At 73.9% G+C, this 13,853-nt stretch carries 11 protein-coding genes; 6 read left to right on the top strand and 5 right to left on the bottom strand.

What is annotated here, in order from left to right:
• The first annotated feature begins 228 nt into the window (after positions 1-228).
• Positions 229-1,020, top strand: a complete 792-nt coding sequence (locus FRAEUI1C_RS14910; RefSeq protein WP_013424138.1) for an alpha-ketoglutarate-dependent dioxygenase AlkB — start codon at positions 229-231, stop codon at positions 1,018-1,020.
• 184 nt (positions 1,021-1,204) lie between these two features.
• Here FRAEUI1C_RS14910 and FRAEUI1C_RS14905 read toward each other — a convergent pair whose 3' ends face one another.
• On the bottom strand, positions 1,205-1,915 hold the full coding sequence (locus FRAEUI1C_RS14905; RefSeq protein ID WP_013424137.1) for an SDR family NAD(P)-dependent oxidoreductase: 711 nt from the start codon (positions 1,913-1,915) through the stop codon (positions 1,205-1,207).
• 122 nt (positions 1,916-2,037) lie between these two features.
• On the opposite strand from FRAEUI1C_RS14905, the gene FRAEUI1C_RS14900 reads away from it, so the two are divergent.
• Positions 2,038-2,940, top strand: a complete 903-nt coding sequence (locus FRAEUI1C_RS14900; RefSeq protein ID WP_013424136.1) for a helix-turn-helix domain-containing protein — start codon at positions 2,038-2,040, stop codon at positions 2,938-2,940.
• A gap of 62 nt (positions 2,941-3,002) precedes the next feature.
• Here the strand turns inward: FRAEUI1C_RS14900 and FRAEUI1C_RS14895 are convergent, their stop codons facing one another.
• Both FRAEUI1C_RS14895 and FRAEUI1C_RS14890 read right to left on the bottom strand, forming a co-directional pair.
• Positions 3,003-3,992: a hypothetical protein gene (locus tag FRAEUI1C_RS14895; RefSeq protein WP_013424135.1), complete on the bottom strand. Its 990-nt coding sequence runs from the start codon at positions 3,990-3,992 to the stop codon at positions 3,003-3,005.
• Positions 3,992-4,495, bottom strand: a complete 504-nt coding sequence (locus FRAEUI1C_RS14890; RefSeq protein ID WP_013424134.1) for a hypothetical protein — start codon at positions 4,493-4,495, stop codon at positions 3,992-3,994. The genes FRAEUI1C_RS14895 and FRAEUI1C_RS14890 overlap by 1 nt, the downstream gene beginning before the upstream one ends.
• A gap of 339 nt (positions 4,496-4,834) precedes the next feature.
• On the opposite strand from FRAEUI1C_RS14890, the gene FRAEUI1C_RS41025 reads away from it, so the two are divergent.
• Positions 4,835-8,683, top strand: coding sequence for a DEAD/DEAH box helicase (locus tag FRAEUI1C_RS41025; RefSeq protein WP_013424133.1), 3,849 nt, complete (start codon positions 4,835-4,837; stop codon positions 8,681-8,683).
• Between the two features lie 58 nt (positions 8,684-8,741).
• Here FRAEUI1C_RS41025 and FRAEUI1C_RS14880 read toward each other — a convergent pair whose 3' ends face one another.
• Together FRAEUI1C_RS14880 and FRAEUI1C_RS14875 are read right to left on the bottom strand one after the other, a co-directional pair.
• Positions 8,742-9,659, bottom strand: a complete 918-nt coding sequence (locus FRAEUI1C_RS14880; RefSeq protein WP_013424132.1) for a M48 family metalloprotease — start codon at positions 9,657-9,659, stop codon at positions 8,742-8,744.
• Complete coding sequence (locus FRAEUI1C_RS14875; protein ID WP_013424131.1) at positions 9,656-10,075, bottom strand: BlaI/MecI/CopY family transcriptional regulator; 420 nt, start codon at positions 10,073-10,075, stop codon at positions 9,656-9,658. Before FRAEUI1C_RS14875 ends, FRAEUI1C_RS14880 begins: the two co-directional genes overlap by 4 nt.
• A gap of 127 nt (positions 10,076-10,202) precedes the next feature.
• Between FRAEUI1C_RS14875 and efeU the strand changes: the two genes are divergently transcribed.
• The 3 genes from efeU to efeB all read left to right on the top strand — a co-directional run bounded on the left by efeU (position 10,203) and on the right by efeB (position 13,741).
• Entirely contained in the window at positions 10,203-11,111 is a 909-nt protein-coding gene (efeU, locus tag FRAEUI1C_RS14870; protein WP_013424130.1) for an iron uptake transporter permease EfeU, read from the top strand.
• Between the two features lie 81 nt (positions 11,112-11,192).
• Positions 11,193-12,377 carry an iron uptake system protein EfeO gene (gene efeO / locus FRAEUI1C_RS14865; RefSeq protein ID WP_013424129.1) on the top strand — a complete coding sequence of 395 codons (1,185 nt, stop codon included), beginning with the start codon at positions 11,193-11,195 and terminating at the stop codon, positions 12,375-12,377.
• Positions 12,374-13,741: an iron uptake transporter deferrochelatase/peroxidase subunit gene (efeB, locus tag FRAEUI1C_RS14860; protein WP_013424128.1), complete on the top strand. Its 1,368-nt coding sequence runs from the start codon at positions 12,374-12,376 to the stop codon at positions 13,739-13,741. Before efeO ends, efeB begins: the two co-directional genes overlap by 4 nt.
• Positions 13,742-13,853 lie beyond the last annotated feature (112 nt).

Genomic DNA, 13,853 nt, shown 5'->3' with positions numbered 1-13,853 from the left:
GGGTTCCCTGAGACCATACGAGCGGAACCCTCGTTTCCCCACCGGACGTGCCATCTCAGTCAACGTCGCTGTCTGATCAAGCGATTCGGCACGCAGTTCCCCGGGTCTCCGGTCCGTGCCGGTCCACCGTGGTCCGCGCCGCTTGACAGCCGGTGACCCGCCCAGACCCGTCCTCGGCCCGCATGTCACGGACGCACGGATCGAACACATGTTTGATAGCCTGGCCGGGTGGCTGGCACCCCGTTTCAGGCGTCACTCCTGGACACGGCGGCGTCGGTGGAGATCGGCCCTGTCGCGGCCGGGCTGTCCCGGCGCCCGCTGGCCGGCGGCGCCTGGGTCGACGTCCGGCGGCGCTGGGTGACGGGGGCGGACTCCCTGTTCGAACGCCTGCGCGCCGAGGTCCCGTGGCGGGCCGAACGGCGGCCGATGTACGACCGGACCGTCGACGTCCCGCGGCTGCTGTCCTTCTACGCGGCGGGTGAGCCACTGCCCGACCAGGCCCTCGACGAGGCGCGGCGGGCACTCGACCAGCACTATGCCGCCGAGCTCGGCGAGCCGTTCACCACCGTCGGGCTCGCCTTCTACCGGGACGGCCGCGACAGCGTCGCCTGGCACGGCGACCGCCTGGGCCGCGGCTCCACCCACGACACCATGGTCGCGATCCTCGTGCTCGGCGCCCCGCGAACGCTGCTCCTACGCCCGCGGCCAGGCACTCCCCCGGCCCGGACCGGTTCGCGCTCCGCCCCCGGCGGCCCGGCGGCCCCCAGCCTCTTCACCGGCGACCCATCGGCCATCACCAGACCGCCCGGTGCCGGCGCCTCGACCATCAGCCCGACCGGACTCAGCAGCCCTTCTGGCGCCGGAGGCGCGGCCACCACGATCCGGTTCGAGCTGGGCCATGGCGACCTGCTCGTGATGGGTGGCTCCTGCCAACGGACCTGGGAGCACGCCGTCCCCAAGACCGCCCGCCCCGTCGGCCCCCGCATCAGCGTCCAGTTCCGCCCCCACGACGTCCGCTAGCGCCGTGACCGCCAGGTCCGCCCGTCCTCTTGATCGCAGTTTTCGCCCTCTGGTGGCTACGAAACAGGCCCGGTAGGGACCACCGGAGGGCTAAAACGGCGATCAGGAGACACTCGGAAACGCCACAGGACCGACGCGAACGCCTCGGGCATGGTCCTGCCCGGGCCTCATTCAGCCGGGTGATTTACCATGGAATGGGGCCGGAGCGGCTGATGAAAGGCGCCAGCCTGGTCGTGGCGGTGCAGGCCTCGACAATCGCGTCGGATCCCTCGGTCACGGTCTGGAATCCGGAGAAGCCGTTCAGGTCGGTGGCCGTATAGCCGGGGTCGACGACCGTCACCTGGATGTCGGGCAGCGACTTCGCGTACATCGTCGCGACCATGTTCAGGGCTGCCTTCGACGACGGGTAGACCAGGCCGTGCAGCGTCGACTCCAGGCGGTCCGGGTCGTTGGTGATCCCGAAGGAACCCATCCCGCTGGACACCATCACCAGGCGGGGCGCGGCCGACTCGCGCAGCAGCGGCAGGAACGTGTGGGTCATCCGCACCGGGCCGAGCAGGTTCACGCCGAACACCCCGAGGAAGTCGGCGGGCACGGTCTCGGCCGGCGCCTTGCGGGTTCCGGCGATGCCGGCGTTGTTGACCAGCACGTCAACACCGGTGCCGGAGGCGCGGACGGTCTCCAGCGCCGACGCGACCGAGTCATCGCGGGTCACGTCCAACGCGAGGACCCGGACGTCGGCGCCGGGCTGCTCCGCGGTGATCTCTGCCGCCGCCGTCTTGCCGCGGTCGGCCTCACGGGCGCCCAGCCAGACCGTCCAGCCGAGCGCGGCCAGGCGGCGAGCGGATTCGAGGCCGAGGCCCTTGTTTGCCCCGGTGATCAGCACGGTTGTCATGGCCCAAGCCTGGGCCCGCGGCCGGGGCGGCGGGAGGACCAGCCGATCGTGGGACTGTCAGTCCCACCCGGCGCAGGGCGGGAGGCGCCCCCACCGGGCGCCGTCGCGCGCATGCTGGACGGGTGAGCATCGATCGCGCGGGCCTGGCGGCAGCCGTCCGCCGCGGCAGGGAACGGGTCCGGCCGGAGGAGGTCGGGCTGCCCGCGGGCCCGCGGGGCAACCGGCGGGTGCCGGGCCTGCGCCGCGAGGAGCTGGCGATGCTCGCGGGCATCAGCGTCGACTACGTCGTCCGGTTGGAGCAGGGCCGCGGACCACGGCCCTCGACGCAGGTTCTGGCGGCCCTCGCCCGGGCGCTGCGGCTCGACACCGCCGGCCGCGACGAGCTGTTCCATCTGGCCGGCGGGGCACCGCCCGCTCCGGGGGCGATCGAGTTGCACGTGCGGCCGAGCGTACTGCGCCTCATCGACCGGTTCGTCGATCTGCCCACGATGGTCGTCAGCGCGAAGGGCGACGTCCTGGCCTGGAACGCGATGTCCAGCGCGCTGCTCGGGGACTGGTCGATCGTTCCCGTCGAGCGGCGCAACATCAACCTGCTGCGTTTCCTGCCCGATCCGGCGCGGGACGGCGTCCGCCACCCGGTCGGCGCGACCGAAGCGGAACGGGCGGCCACCGCGGCCCAGGCGGCCGCCGCCCTGCGGTCGACGGCCGCGCGCTATCCACGCGACCCGGGCCTCGCGGCGCTGCTGGCCGACCTCCTCGCCGGCTCGGCCCAGTTCCGCCGGCTGTGGGACAGCGAGCCCGCGGGCGGCTGGCGCAGCGCCCGCAAAACGGTCGAGCATCCGTCGCTCGGCGCCCTCACCCTGGACTGCGACACCCTGCACGTGCCCGACGTCGACCAGGCTGTGATCGTCTACTCCGCCCCGCCCGGCACCCGCGAAGCCGAGGCCCTCGCGCTGCTGCGCGTGCTCGGCACGCAGGACCTGGCCGCTGACCAGGCACCCGTGGCCGGCCCCCGCAGCGCCTGACGCCCTGCCGCGGCACCCCGAGCGCAGCCGGACCAACGCCCGCCGAAGCCACCCGCCGCGCGTCATGACGCGTCCGCGAGGGAGGCGAGCGCGGCCTCGGCGCAGGCGCGGTGGACGTCGGCGAGGCCGCGCTGGTCGGCGAAGCTCGCCGCGTGGTTCCGGTGGTCCGGGACGGCCAGCCGCCCGGACCGCGCGTAGACGGCGCCGGGACGCAGCAGATAGTTGCTCGTCAGGACCGAAGCGCCCTGGGCCAGGGCGAACTCGACGACCCGCAACAGCTTGTCGTGCCGCCGGGAGATCCGCGACAGGCTGGGCACGGCGAGCACCTCGTCGCGCCCCGCCGCCAGGTCGGTCAGCCGCGCGACCAGCCTCGCGCCGAAACGGGGATCCAGCCCCGAGCCCGCCAACGGGCCCGGACCGGCCCGTTCGGGCCCTGCCGGGCCGGCCGACACCCGCTGGCCCGGGACGGTCGTGCCACGGGGCGCGGCGATCTCGCCCGGTCCGGGCAGCCGCGGTCTGGGCAGCGGGCCGACCCTGTAGTCGACCTTGTAGGTCGCGCTTCCGCCGCCCCGGACGAGGACCTGGAACAGCGCGGCGAAGGCGCTCCACGCCCGCGGGTAGCGGCCGGGCAGGCCGGCGAACTCGCCGGCGAGCCACCCACCCTGGCGGGGCCGCGGCTGCATGACGAGGAACGCGTGCAGCAGCTCCGTCATCACCTTGGTGATCGCGCGGATGTCGACGTCGGCGAGGTGGCCGAGCGCGTGGTCCCGCTCCACCAGGCTGTTGCGCACCACGACCACGACCGCCGACCGGACCGACAGCGGCGCGTCCAGCGGCTGGTGATGGATCGCCTCCTCGACGAACGGGGTGATCAGCACGTCCCGGGCCGACGGGCCGCAGCGGGCGAAGACCCGGCCGCGGGAGGCGATGTCCGCGCCGACCTCCCGGGCGCAGCCCGGGTCGCATCCAGTCGTCGCGGCCATCGCCCGCGGGACCAGCTCGCGGCAGGCGTGCTCCCACCAGGCGTCCAGCTCGGTCTGCCGGCCGGACATCACGTCGTCCCCGACGCGGCGAACACGCCTTCGAGATGGTCGTCGTCGAGCGGGCAGGGGTGCAGCGCGAGGTACAGGCTCAGCGGCCAGGTCATCGCCCTGGTCAGCGCGACCACGTCCGTGCTCGTGAGCCGGCCGAGGTCGCGCTCCCGGCCGAGCAGCCCGTCGCGGACGACGGCGAGCACCGCGGCCCGCAGCCACAGCCGCGCGGCCGCCGGCTCGTGGCCGGCCGCCTCGTCGAGGAGCGGCGCCACCAGCCGGTCGCGGGCCGCGACGCCGCACCCGGCGAAGTGCTGGCCGCGGGTCTCGATGTCCCGGCCGACCTCCCGGGCCCGCTCCCACGGCGTCCCGGCCGTGGCGAGCAACGCGGGAACGATCGTGTGGCACAACCAGCCCCACAGCTCGATCGGGTCGTGGCGCCGGGTCGGCTGGCCGGCGCCGGCGGCCTCGCCAGGCGGCGGGCGCAGCGGAAGCCCCCAGACGACCTGCTCCAGGTTGACCATGGTTCACGCTCCCGTGTCGGGTCAGTACGGCTGGCGCGAGGTCATGGTCACCGCGGGCGCCTCACCTGTCGACCGGGGTCGCGGTTGGGAGCCCGGTTTCCCTGCGGCCCAGCGGATCCGGGAGCCAACCGGAGGCGGCACGACCCCGGTCGGCCACCGCCTGGCGGCCGAATCGACAGAATCCGGGTGCCTGGGCTCCGGGCGCGACGGAAGCCGGTCGGCCTCCTCGCGAAGCCGCTCGGCCAGCCGGCCGGCGTCGCGTGTCCTTCCGGTAGCCCGTCGCGGCAGGGAGCCGCGCACGCCGATGGACGGTCGGTGCCGGCTGCTAGGTTGCCGGACATGTCGCCTGCGCCAGGGGACCGCGGGAACGAGCCGGGCAACGGCCCGGTGGGCCACGGCCTTTCGGGTAGCGGCTCGCCGGTTGACGGTCCGCCGGGAGGGACCCCGGCCAGCGTGACCGGCCTGCGGCAGGCCGTGTCGAGCGCGACCTATGCTCGCGGCACGTCCTACGCGCTGCGGGGGAACGTCGACCAGGCGGCCTGGAAGGGCGAGCTCGGCGAGCTGCGCGGGCTGGTCCGGGGCAGCGGCGGCCAGCGGTACACGACGATCGCGCGGGTCCAGCCGGACGATCACACGGCCGGGGCCGGGGCCGGGCCCGCGTCCTGGCGGTTCGTCTCCGGCCGGTGCTCGTGCCCCGTCGGGGTCAACTGCAAGCACGTCGTCGCGCTGGTGCTCGCCGTCGCCGGTGGCGGGCTCGACGACGCGGACGCGCCGGATCCGGCCGCGCGCGGGTCGGCGGCGCACGACGCGGCGCTGCAGGCCCTGGAGCACGTGGCCGCGGCCGCCCGCAGGGCCGGACCGGTCACGGTCGGCGCGACGGCCCTGCGCGGGGCATCCGGGCCCGGTCGCCGAGGCACGGCGAAGGCCGGGGCGGCGGCGCCGGCGTTGGAGGGTCGGACACCGTCGGCAGGCCCGCGGGCGCTGGAGGGGGCCACGCGGCTCGCTGCCCCTGGCTGGGCACGTTCGCTGGGCGACCTGCTCGGCCTGGCCGCCGACGGCGGGTCCGGCGATCACGGGGAGCCGCGTGCCCGTGGCGGCGCGACACCGCTGGCCATCGAGCTGAGCCTGGAGGTGGACGGACCGCCGGGAGGATCCGATCCGCGGGTGACTGCCCGCCTGGTCAGGCCGGGCCGGACCGGGTGGGTCGGCGCGGTCGGCTGGGACCAGCTGACCGCCTGGCATCACGTGGTCGAGTTCGTCCCGGAGCAGGTACGGCTGCTGCGGGAGGTGTTCGCGCTCTACCGCGCCGGCCAGCAGGGCCACGGCTATGGCTACCAGGCCGGCGAGGGCAGGCGGATCGACCTGACGGCGTTCGGCAGCCGGCACCTGTGGCCGATGTTGGCCGAGGCCGCGCAGCTCGGGGTGGGTCTCGTCCACGGCCGCAAGCGCCTGGGAGCGATCGCGCCGCCCCGCGCGGCCGACCTCGTCGTCGACATCGCCCGCCGCGAGGAGGGTGACGACGGGGCGACACTGACGATCGGCTCCGTCCTGCGGTTCGACGGCGTGCTGGCGCCGGACCTGGTGCCGGTCGCGTTCGTGGGCGCCGACGGCCACGGGGTCGTCTGTGTCGAGCGCGCCCAGCTCGATGGCCGCGCCCATCACCGCGACTGGCGGATTCGGCTGGCCAGCCTCAGCGAGCCGGCCGCGCCGGCGCTGCGCCGCCTCGCGGCGGACGGGCGGTCACTGGCCGTCCCGGCCGCGGCGGAGGAGCGGTTCCGCGAGGAGTTCCTTCCCCGGCTGCGCCGGCTCGCGCCCGTCGTCTCCGGCGACGAGTCGTTCGACGTGCCCGAACCGGTCGCGCCGGCCCTGGTGCTGCGGGCCTCCTACGGTGACGCGCACGAGCTTGACCTGGCCTGGGAGTGGGCCTACGAGATCGGCGGCGAGTCCAGGCGCGTCCCACTGCGGCCGGCCGGCGGGGACGACGGCCCGGCGTGGCGCGATCCGCACGCCGAGCGGCAGGTGCTGGCCGCCCTGGACCTGCCGCCGGCCGTTGCCGACCTGCTGCACGCCGCGCGCGACGGCGCCGCCCACCCCGCTCCGGCCGCCCACCCCGGTGACCAGCCCACCCTGCCGACCCCCGCGCCGTCCCGCTTCGAGGGCGCCGAGACCATGCGGGTCACGACCGAGGTGCTGCCGCTGCTGGCCGGCCAGGCCGGGCTGCGGGTCGAGGTCGCCGGGGCCGCGGCCGACTACCGCGAGGTCGGCGACTCACTGCGGATCACGGTCACGACCGACCAGGCCGACGGGGAGACCGACTGGTTCGACCTGGGTGTCACGGTCACCGTCGACGGGCGGGAGGTGCCGTTCCGCGAGCTGTTCCTCGCGCTGGGCCGTGGTGAGGAGTACCTGCTGCTGCCCGACGGCGCGTACTTCAGCCTGGGCGTACCGGAGCTGGCGGCGCTGCGCAGGCTCATCGAGGAGGCTCGGGCCCTCACCGAGCAGCCGGGCCGAGGGCTGCGGATCAGCCGGTTCCAGGCCGGGCTGTGGGCGGAGTTCGCCGCGCTCGGCGTCGTCGAACGGCAGGCCGAGGCCTGGCGGCGCCAGGTCGGCGGGCTGCTGGCGCTGACGACGCCCAACCCCGGCCTGCGCCCGCCCGCGACGCTCGCCGCGACGCTGCGCCCCTACCAGCTCGACGGTTTCCGCTGGCTCGCGTTCCTCTGGGAGAACCAGCTCGGCGGAATCCTGGCCGACGACATGGGCCTCGGGAAGACCCTGCAGGCTCTGGCCCTGATCTGCCACGCCAAGCAGTCCGCCACGGCCAGGGGATCTACCGGTGCCGACAGAACCGCCGGGGTCACCGGGCCCGCCGGGGCCAGGGAGCCCGCCGGGGCCGACGACGCCGCCGGGGCCGACGAGGACGACCGTCCCACCGGGACGGCGGGCTCCGCCTTCGCTCCGTTCCTCGTCGTCGCGCCGACGAGCGTGGTGTCGAACTGGGCGGCGGAGGCACATCGCTTCGCGCCCGGGCTGCGGACCGCCGTGATCGTCGACACCGAACGTCGCCGCGGAGTGGCGCTGCGCGACCTCGCCGCGGAGGCGGACGTCGTCCTGACGTCGTACACCCTGTTCCGGCTGGAATTCGACGACTACGCCGCGCTCACCTGGTCGGCGCTGGTCCTCGACGAGGCGCAGATGGTGAAGAACCACCTGTCCAAGGCCTACCAGTGCGCCCGTCTCCTGCCAGCCCCGTTCAAGCTGGCGATCACCGGCACCCCGATGGAGAACAACCTCATGGAGCTGTGGTCGCTGCTGTCGATCACGGCGCCGGGGCTGTTCCCGAACCCGACGCGGTTCCGGGAGTACTACGCGCTCCCGATCGAACGGCGCCACGACCGCGAGCTGCTCACCCGCCTGCGCGCCCGGATCCGCCCGCTGCTGCTGCGCCGCACCAAGGAGCAGGCGGCGCCCGAGCTGCCGCCGAAGCAGGAGCAGGTCCTGGAGATCGACCTGCATCCGCGCCACCGCAGGCTCTACCAGACCCAGCTGCAGCGCGAGCGGCAGAAGGTGCTCGGCCTGGTCAACGACCTCAACCGCAACCGGCTGACGATCCTGCGCTCCCTCACGCTGCTGCGCCAGCTGAGCCTGCACGCCGGCCTCGTCGACGACGGCCAGGCGCGGCTGCCGTCAGCCAAGATCGACACGCTGCTGGAGCAGCTCACCCACGTCGTGGCCGGTGGCCACCGCGCCCTGGTCTTCAGCCAGTTCACCGGCTTCCTCGGCAAGGTCCGCGCCGAGCTCGGCGACGCCGGCGTCGAGTACTGCTACCTGGACGGCCGGACCCGCGACCGGGCCGACGTCGTCGAGCGGTTCAGGTCCGGCAAGGCCAGCGTCTTCCTGATCAGCCTCAAGGCCGGTGGCTTCGGGCTGAACCTGACCGAGGCCGACTACTGCTTCCTGCTCGACCCGTGGTGGAACCCGGCGACCGAGGCGCAGGCCGTCGACCGGACGCACCGCATCGGCCAGACCCGCAACGTGCTGGTCTACCGGCTCGTCGCCCGCGACACCATCGAGGAGAAGGTGATGGCGCTGAAGGCCCGCAAGGCGCGGCTGTTCAGCGGCGTCATCGACGACGGCGACGCGTTCGGCGCGAGCCTGACCGCCGAGGACGTCCGCCACCTGTTCGCCTGACGCCCCGTTGGCCATCAGCCCGTCTCGGCCGCGTCCCGTTCGCCTGAGGTCGCCCTCGTCAGCGGACGACGGTCTCCGCGAACTCGATGACGTTGTAGGTGTGGAACAGCACCGCGGCGGTGCTGGCCCAGCACACCACCGCCGCGGCCCCGAGCAGGAGCCCCGCGCTGGCCTGCCGGCGCGGCGGCTCCAGGAGGTCCCGAATCCGGTCGACGACGTCGTGCCCGGCGGCGCCCAGGCCGTGCGACGACGGCGGGCCGGCAAGCGCGGCCCGGCCGAGGGCGTGCGCCACCGTGGCCGGGTCACCGACCGCGCGGACCGCGACGGCGTCGGCCCACCGTTCGGCCGCCTGGTCGACGGCGCGGGCGACCGGCGTCAGCAGCGGGTTGGCCGCCGCGGCCAGCCAGGCGAGCCGTGTGTACCGGTGATGGTGATGACGCAGGTGGGCGTGCTCGTGCGCGAGCAGTGCCCGGCGCTGCGGCCCGGTCAACGACCGCAGCATCCCGGTCGAGACGACGACCCGGCGGTGACGGCCCGCGACGGCGTAGGCATGCGCCGCCGGGTCGTCGACGACGGCCAGCTCGCCCACCGCCGGCAACACCGCGACCGCGGCCGAGGCCCGGCGCGCGCCCGCGACAACCCGGACCAGGTGCAGGCCGGCGCGGCCGAGCAGGCCGACCGCGAGGGTTCCCGCGGCCAGCCCCGCGGCGCTCGGAACCGGGATCCTCGCGCGCAGCGTCCCGGCCGACCAGTCGCTCGGGTGCGCGAACGGAAAGAGCTCGACCGTGCCGAGGAAGGCCGCCAGGCACAGCATCATCCCGGTGGCGAGCGACACCGTCAGCGCGAACCCGGTCAGCAGCACCGTGGCCGCCGCCGGTGGGACCCGGCGGGCCACCCGGGCCGCGGGCCGGCCACCCGTGGCCCCGACCAGCGGCGGGACCAGCGCCAGCGCGAGCAGGACACCCAGAACGATCACGAGGGCGCCTGGTCCCCGCCTCGGGGCTCCTCGCCCGTGGCCGGGTGGCGGGCCAGCAGCTCGCGCAGGATGCGTTCGGAGTCCTCGTCCAGGCTGTCGACGAACCGGGACAGGACGCTGGCCCGGTCGACGCCGGCGGCGAGCAGCTTCTGCATCTGCCGGGCGGTGAGACCGGCCTGGGCCTCGGTCTGGCTACCGACCAGCTCGTAGGCGTAGGCCCGGCCTCGGGGGCTTCGGTTCAGCGCTCCCTTGGCGTGCAGCCGCGTGAGGGTGGTCAGCACCGTCGTGTAGGCGAGGTCGGCGCCGAGCTCGGCCTGGACCTGCGCCGCGGTCAACGGCTCGCCGGCCGCGGCGAGGCAGGCGACGACCTCGCTCTCCAGCCCCCCACTGGGGCGCGGGTGCAACCGGCCCGCCATGTCGCCTCCCCGCGCCCGCTCCCGCTGAGACCTGCCCTGCTCCACCAATTGTGGCAGCACTCCCGACTTGCGCTTGCCCCGCCCGTTAGGTATGCCTTACCTTCAACAAACTATCGTCCGATAGTTGATGAAGGCCGAGAAGGGACCACCCGTGCTTGCCAACTACCTGATCGGCCTGCGTGAGGGCCTGGAGGCCGGGCTGGTCGTGAGCATCCTGGTCGCCTACCTGGTCAAGGCCGGCCGGCGCGACCGGCTGGTCGTCGTCTCGGGCGGGGTGGCTCTCGCGGTCGCGGTCAGCATCGCGTTCGGCGCGTTGCTGACCTACACCTCGACGAGCCTGCTGTCGGACTTCCGAAGCCAGGAGCTCTTCGGCGGCACGATGTCCGCGCTCGCTGTCGTGTTCGTCACCTGGATGGTGTTCTGGATGCGCCGCACCGCCCGGGGCATGCGGGCGGAGCTGGACGGGCGGATGGCCTCCGCGCTGCAGATGGGCGTTCTCGCCGTCGCCCTCACGGCATTCCTCGCCGTCGCCCGCGAGGGCCTGGAGACGGCGTTGTTCTTCTGGTCGGCCGTGCAGGCCGCGGGCAGCACGACCGCGCCGGTCGTCGGGTTCTCGCTCGGCATTCTCACCGCCGTGGTGCTGGCCTGGCTGCTGTATCGCCGCTCGGTGAAGCTGAACCTCGCCCGGTTCTTCACCTGGACCGGCGCCGGCCTGATCGTGATCGCCGCGGGCGTGCTCGCCTACGCGGTTCACGACCTGCAGGAAGGCGGCGCGATCGGCGGCCTGAACGCCCTCGCCTTCGACGTCAGCAACCAGATCTCACTCGGTTCCTGGTATGGGGCGCTGCTCAAGGGCGTCTTCAACTTCACCCCGCAGACGACGGTCGTCCAGGCGGTCGCCTGGGTGGCCTACCTCGTCCCCGTCATGACGATCTTCTTCCTCGGCGGGCGGACGCGGGCCAGCCAGCCAAGCGCGCCGCCGGCTCCCGTGAGAAACCCGGCGGCGGACGAAGCCCAGCAGTCACCCGCCCGATAACGCATTCCGTTTCGCTCCGCCGTCAACGCGGCTTGTGAACACCCGCCGTCAACGCAGCTCGTGAACCATAGGAGAGAACCGGTGACCTCACCCGCCATCCGTATCTGGCGCCTGGCCTGTCCGGCGGTCGCGGCCGCGACGCTGATCGCCGGCTGCTCGTCGTCGGGCCCAAGCTCCAGTTCCGGCACGTCCGGGGCCAGCGGCGGCCCGGTCACGGTGCAGGCCGGCGACAAGAACTGCCAGGTGGCCCGGGTGTCCTTGCCAGCCGGCCGGCACACCTTCGAGATCACCAACACCGCCTCGCAGGTGACCGAGGTCTACGTCTACGCGACGGGCGACCGGATCATGGGCGAGGTCGAGAACATCGGCCCCGCGACGAAACGAAACCTGATCGTCGACCTGCCGGCCGGTGCCTACCAGGTGGCGTGCAAGCCCGGAATGGTCGGCAACGGCATCCGCACGCCCCTGACCGTCACCGGCGCCGCGGCGCCGGCGCAGAGCCTCGACCAGAACCTGCGGACCGCGGTCACCTCCTACCGCACCTACGTCGAGACCGAGACCAAGGCCCTGGTCGACACCACAGCGACGTTCGTCGCGGCCGTCGACGCGGGTGACCTGGCCAAGGCCAAGGAGACCTACCCGACCGCGCGGCTGCACTACGAGCGCATCGAGCCGATCGCGGAATCCTTCGGCGACCTGGACCCGCTCATCGACATGCGCGCCGACGACGTCACCCCGGACTCCCCGTTCGTCGGCTTCCACGCCATCGAACAGCAGCTCTTCGAGAAGAACTCCGTCGACGGAGCGAAGCCGCTGACGGCCGCGCTGACCACCAACGTCGGAAAGCTGAACACGCTCGTCGCGACCGTGGACTTCACCCCGTTGATCATGGCGAACGGCGCGAAGTCGCTGCTGGACGAGGTCGCCAAGTCCAAGGTGACCGGCGAGGAGGAGCGCTACTCCCGCATCGACCTGGTCGACTTCGCCGGCAACGTCGACGGCGCGAAGTACGTGTACACCACGCTGCGCCCGGCCCTGCAGGAGAAGAAGCCGGAGCTGGTGACGACGCTCGACCAGCGGTTCCCCGCGCTGATCAGCCTCCTCGGCACCCATCTCGGCAAGCCCGGCGACGCCGGATACATCGCGGGCAGTCCCTACGTCTCCTATGACTCCCTCACGCCCGAGCAGGTCAGGGCCCTCGCGGTCGAGGTCGACGCCATCTCCGAGCCGCTCGGCCAGCTGGCCGGAGCCGTGACCACCAAGTGAGCCAGCCCGACAGCCCCGACTCCCCGGTGACGGCCGCCGAGGATGGTCCGCCCAGCTCCGACGCCGCCCGCCCGGCAGGCGGCGTCAGCACCCTGAGCCGCCGCCGCGTGTTCGGTCTGATCGGCGGCGCCGCGGCGCTCGGGGCCGCCGCCGGCGCCGGCGGGGCAGTCGCGGTCACCGCCGCCACCGACTCCGACTCCGGGCCGGGCCGCTCGCAGGCGGGGCAGGTGGTGCCGTTCTTCGGCCAGCACCAGGCCGGGATCGTGACGCCGGTCCAGGACCGGCTGCATTTCGCCGCGTTCGACCTCAGCCCGGCGGCCACCCGCGCGGACCTCGTCGCGCTGCTGACCGCCTGGACCAACGCGGCCTCCCACCTGACCGCCGGGAACGACGTCGGGACCGGCGCGGTCACCGGGCCGCCGGACTCGCCGCCCGACGACACCGGCGAGGCGCTCGGCCTGCAGGCCGCCCGGCTGACTCTCACGGTCGGCTTCGGTACCAGCCTGTTCACCGACGCCACGGGCAAGGACCGCTTCGGCCTCGCCGGGTCCCGGCCGCCTCAGCTCGCCGAGCTGCCGGCCTTCCCCGGGGACGCGCTGGACCCGGCGGCCAGCGGCGGTGACCTGTGCGTGCAGGCCTGCGCCGACGACCCGCAGGTGGCCGTGCACGCGATCCGCAACCTGGCCCGGCTCGCCCGCGGCACCGCCTCGGTGCGCTACTCCCAGCTCGGGTTCGGCCGGACCAGCTCGACCTCGACGAGCCAGGCCACCGCGCGCAACATGATGGGCTTCAAGGACGGCACCAACAACATCACGGCCGACGACCCGGCCGAGATGAACGCCCACGTCTGGGTCCAGCCCGGCGACGGGCCGGACTGGATGACGGGCGGCAGCTACCTGGTCAGCCGCCGCATCCGGATGCTCATCGAGCCCTGGGACTCGACCCCGCTGACCGAGCAGGAACGGGTCATCGGCCGTTTCAAGGGAACAGGAGCGCCTCTCGGCCTGCGGGCCGAGTTCGATCCGCTGGATCTGACGGCGAAGGGCCCCGACGGCGAGCCGCTCATCGACGCCAAGGCCCACGTCCGCCTCGCCCATTCCTCCCACAACAACGGCGCCGTGCTCCTGCGGCGCGGCTACTCGTTCACCGACGGCACGGACGAGCTGGGCCGGCTCGAGGCGGGGCTGTTCTTTCTCGCGTACCAGCGCGACCCGCGCACCCAGTTCGTCACCATCCAACGGTCGCTGGCGGGCAAGGTCAACGACGCCCTCAACGAGTACATCCAGCACGTCGGCAGCGGTCTGTTCGCCTGCCCGCCGGGCGTCCAGCCCGGCCAGCACTGGGGCCAGAGCGCGTTCGCGTGACGGCGGCCGGCGACACGCTGGCCCCGCGGCCCGGCCCGGCTTGGGGGAGGTGACCGGGCGGGCCGCGGGGCCGGTGCCCGCGCCGTTGGCGCACGGCGGGGTCTGAGCGGCC

The organism is Pseudofrankia inefficax (assembly GCF_000166135.1).
Taxonomy (GTDB): domain Bacteria; phylum Actinomycetota; class Actinomycetes; order Frankiales; family Frankiaceae; genus Pseudofrankia; species Pseudofrankia inefficax.
Note: the sequence above shows the minus strand (reverse complement) of the source record. Positions and strands in the feature narration are given on the sequence as shown.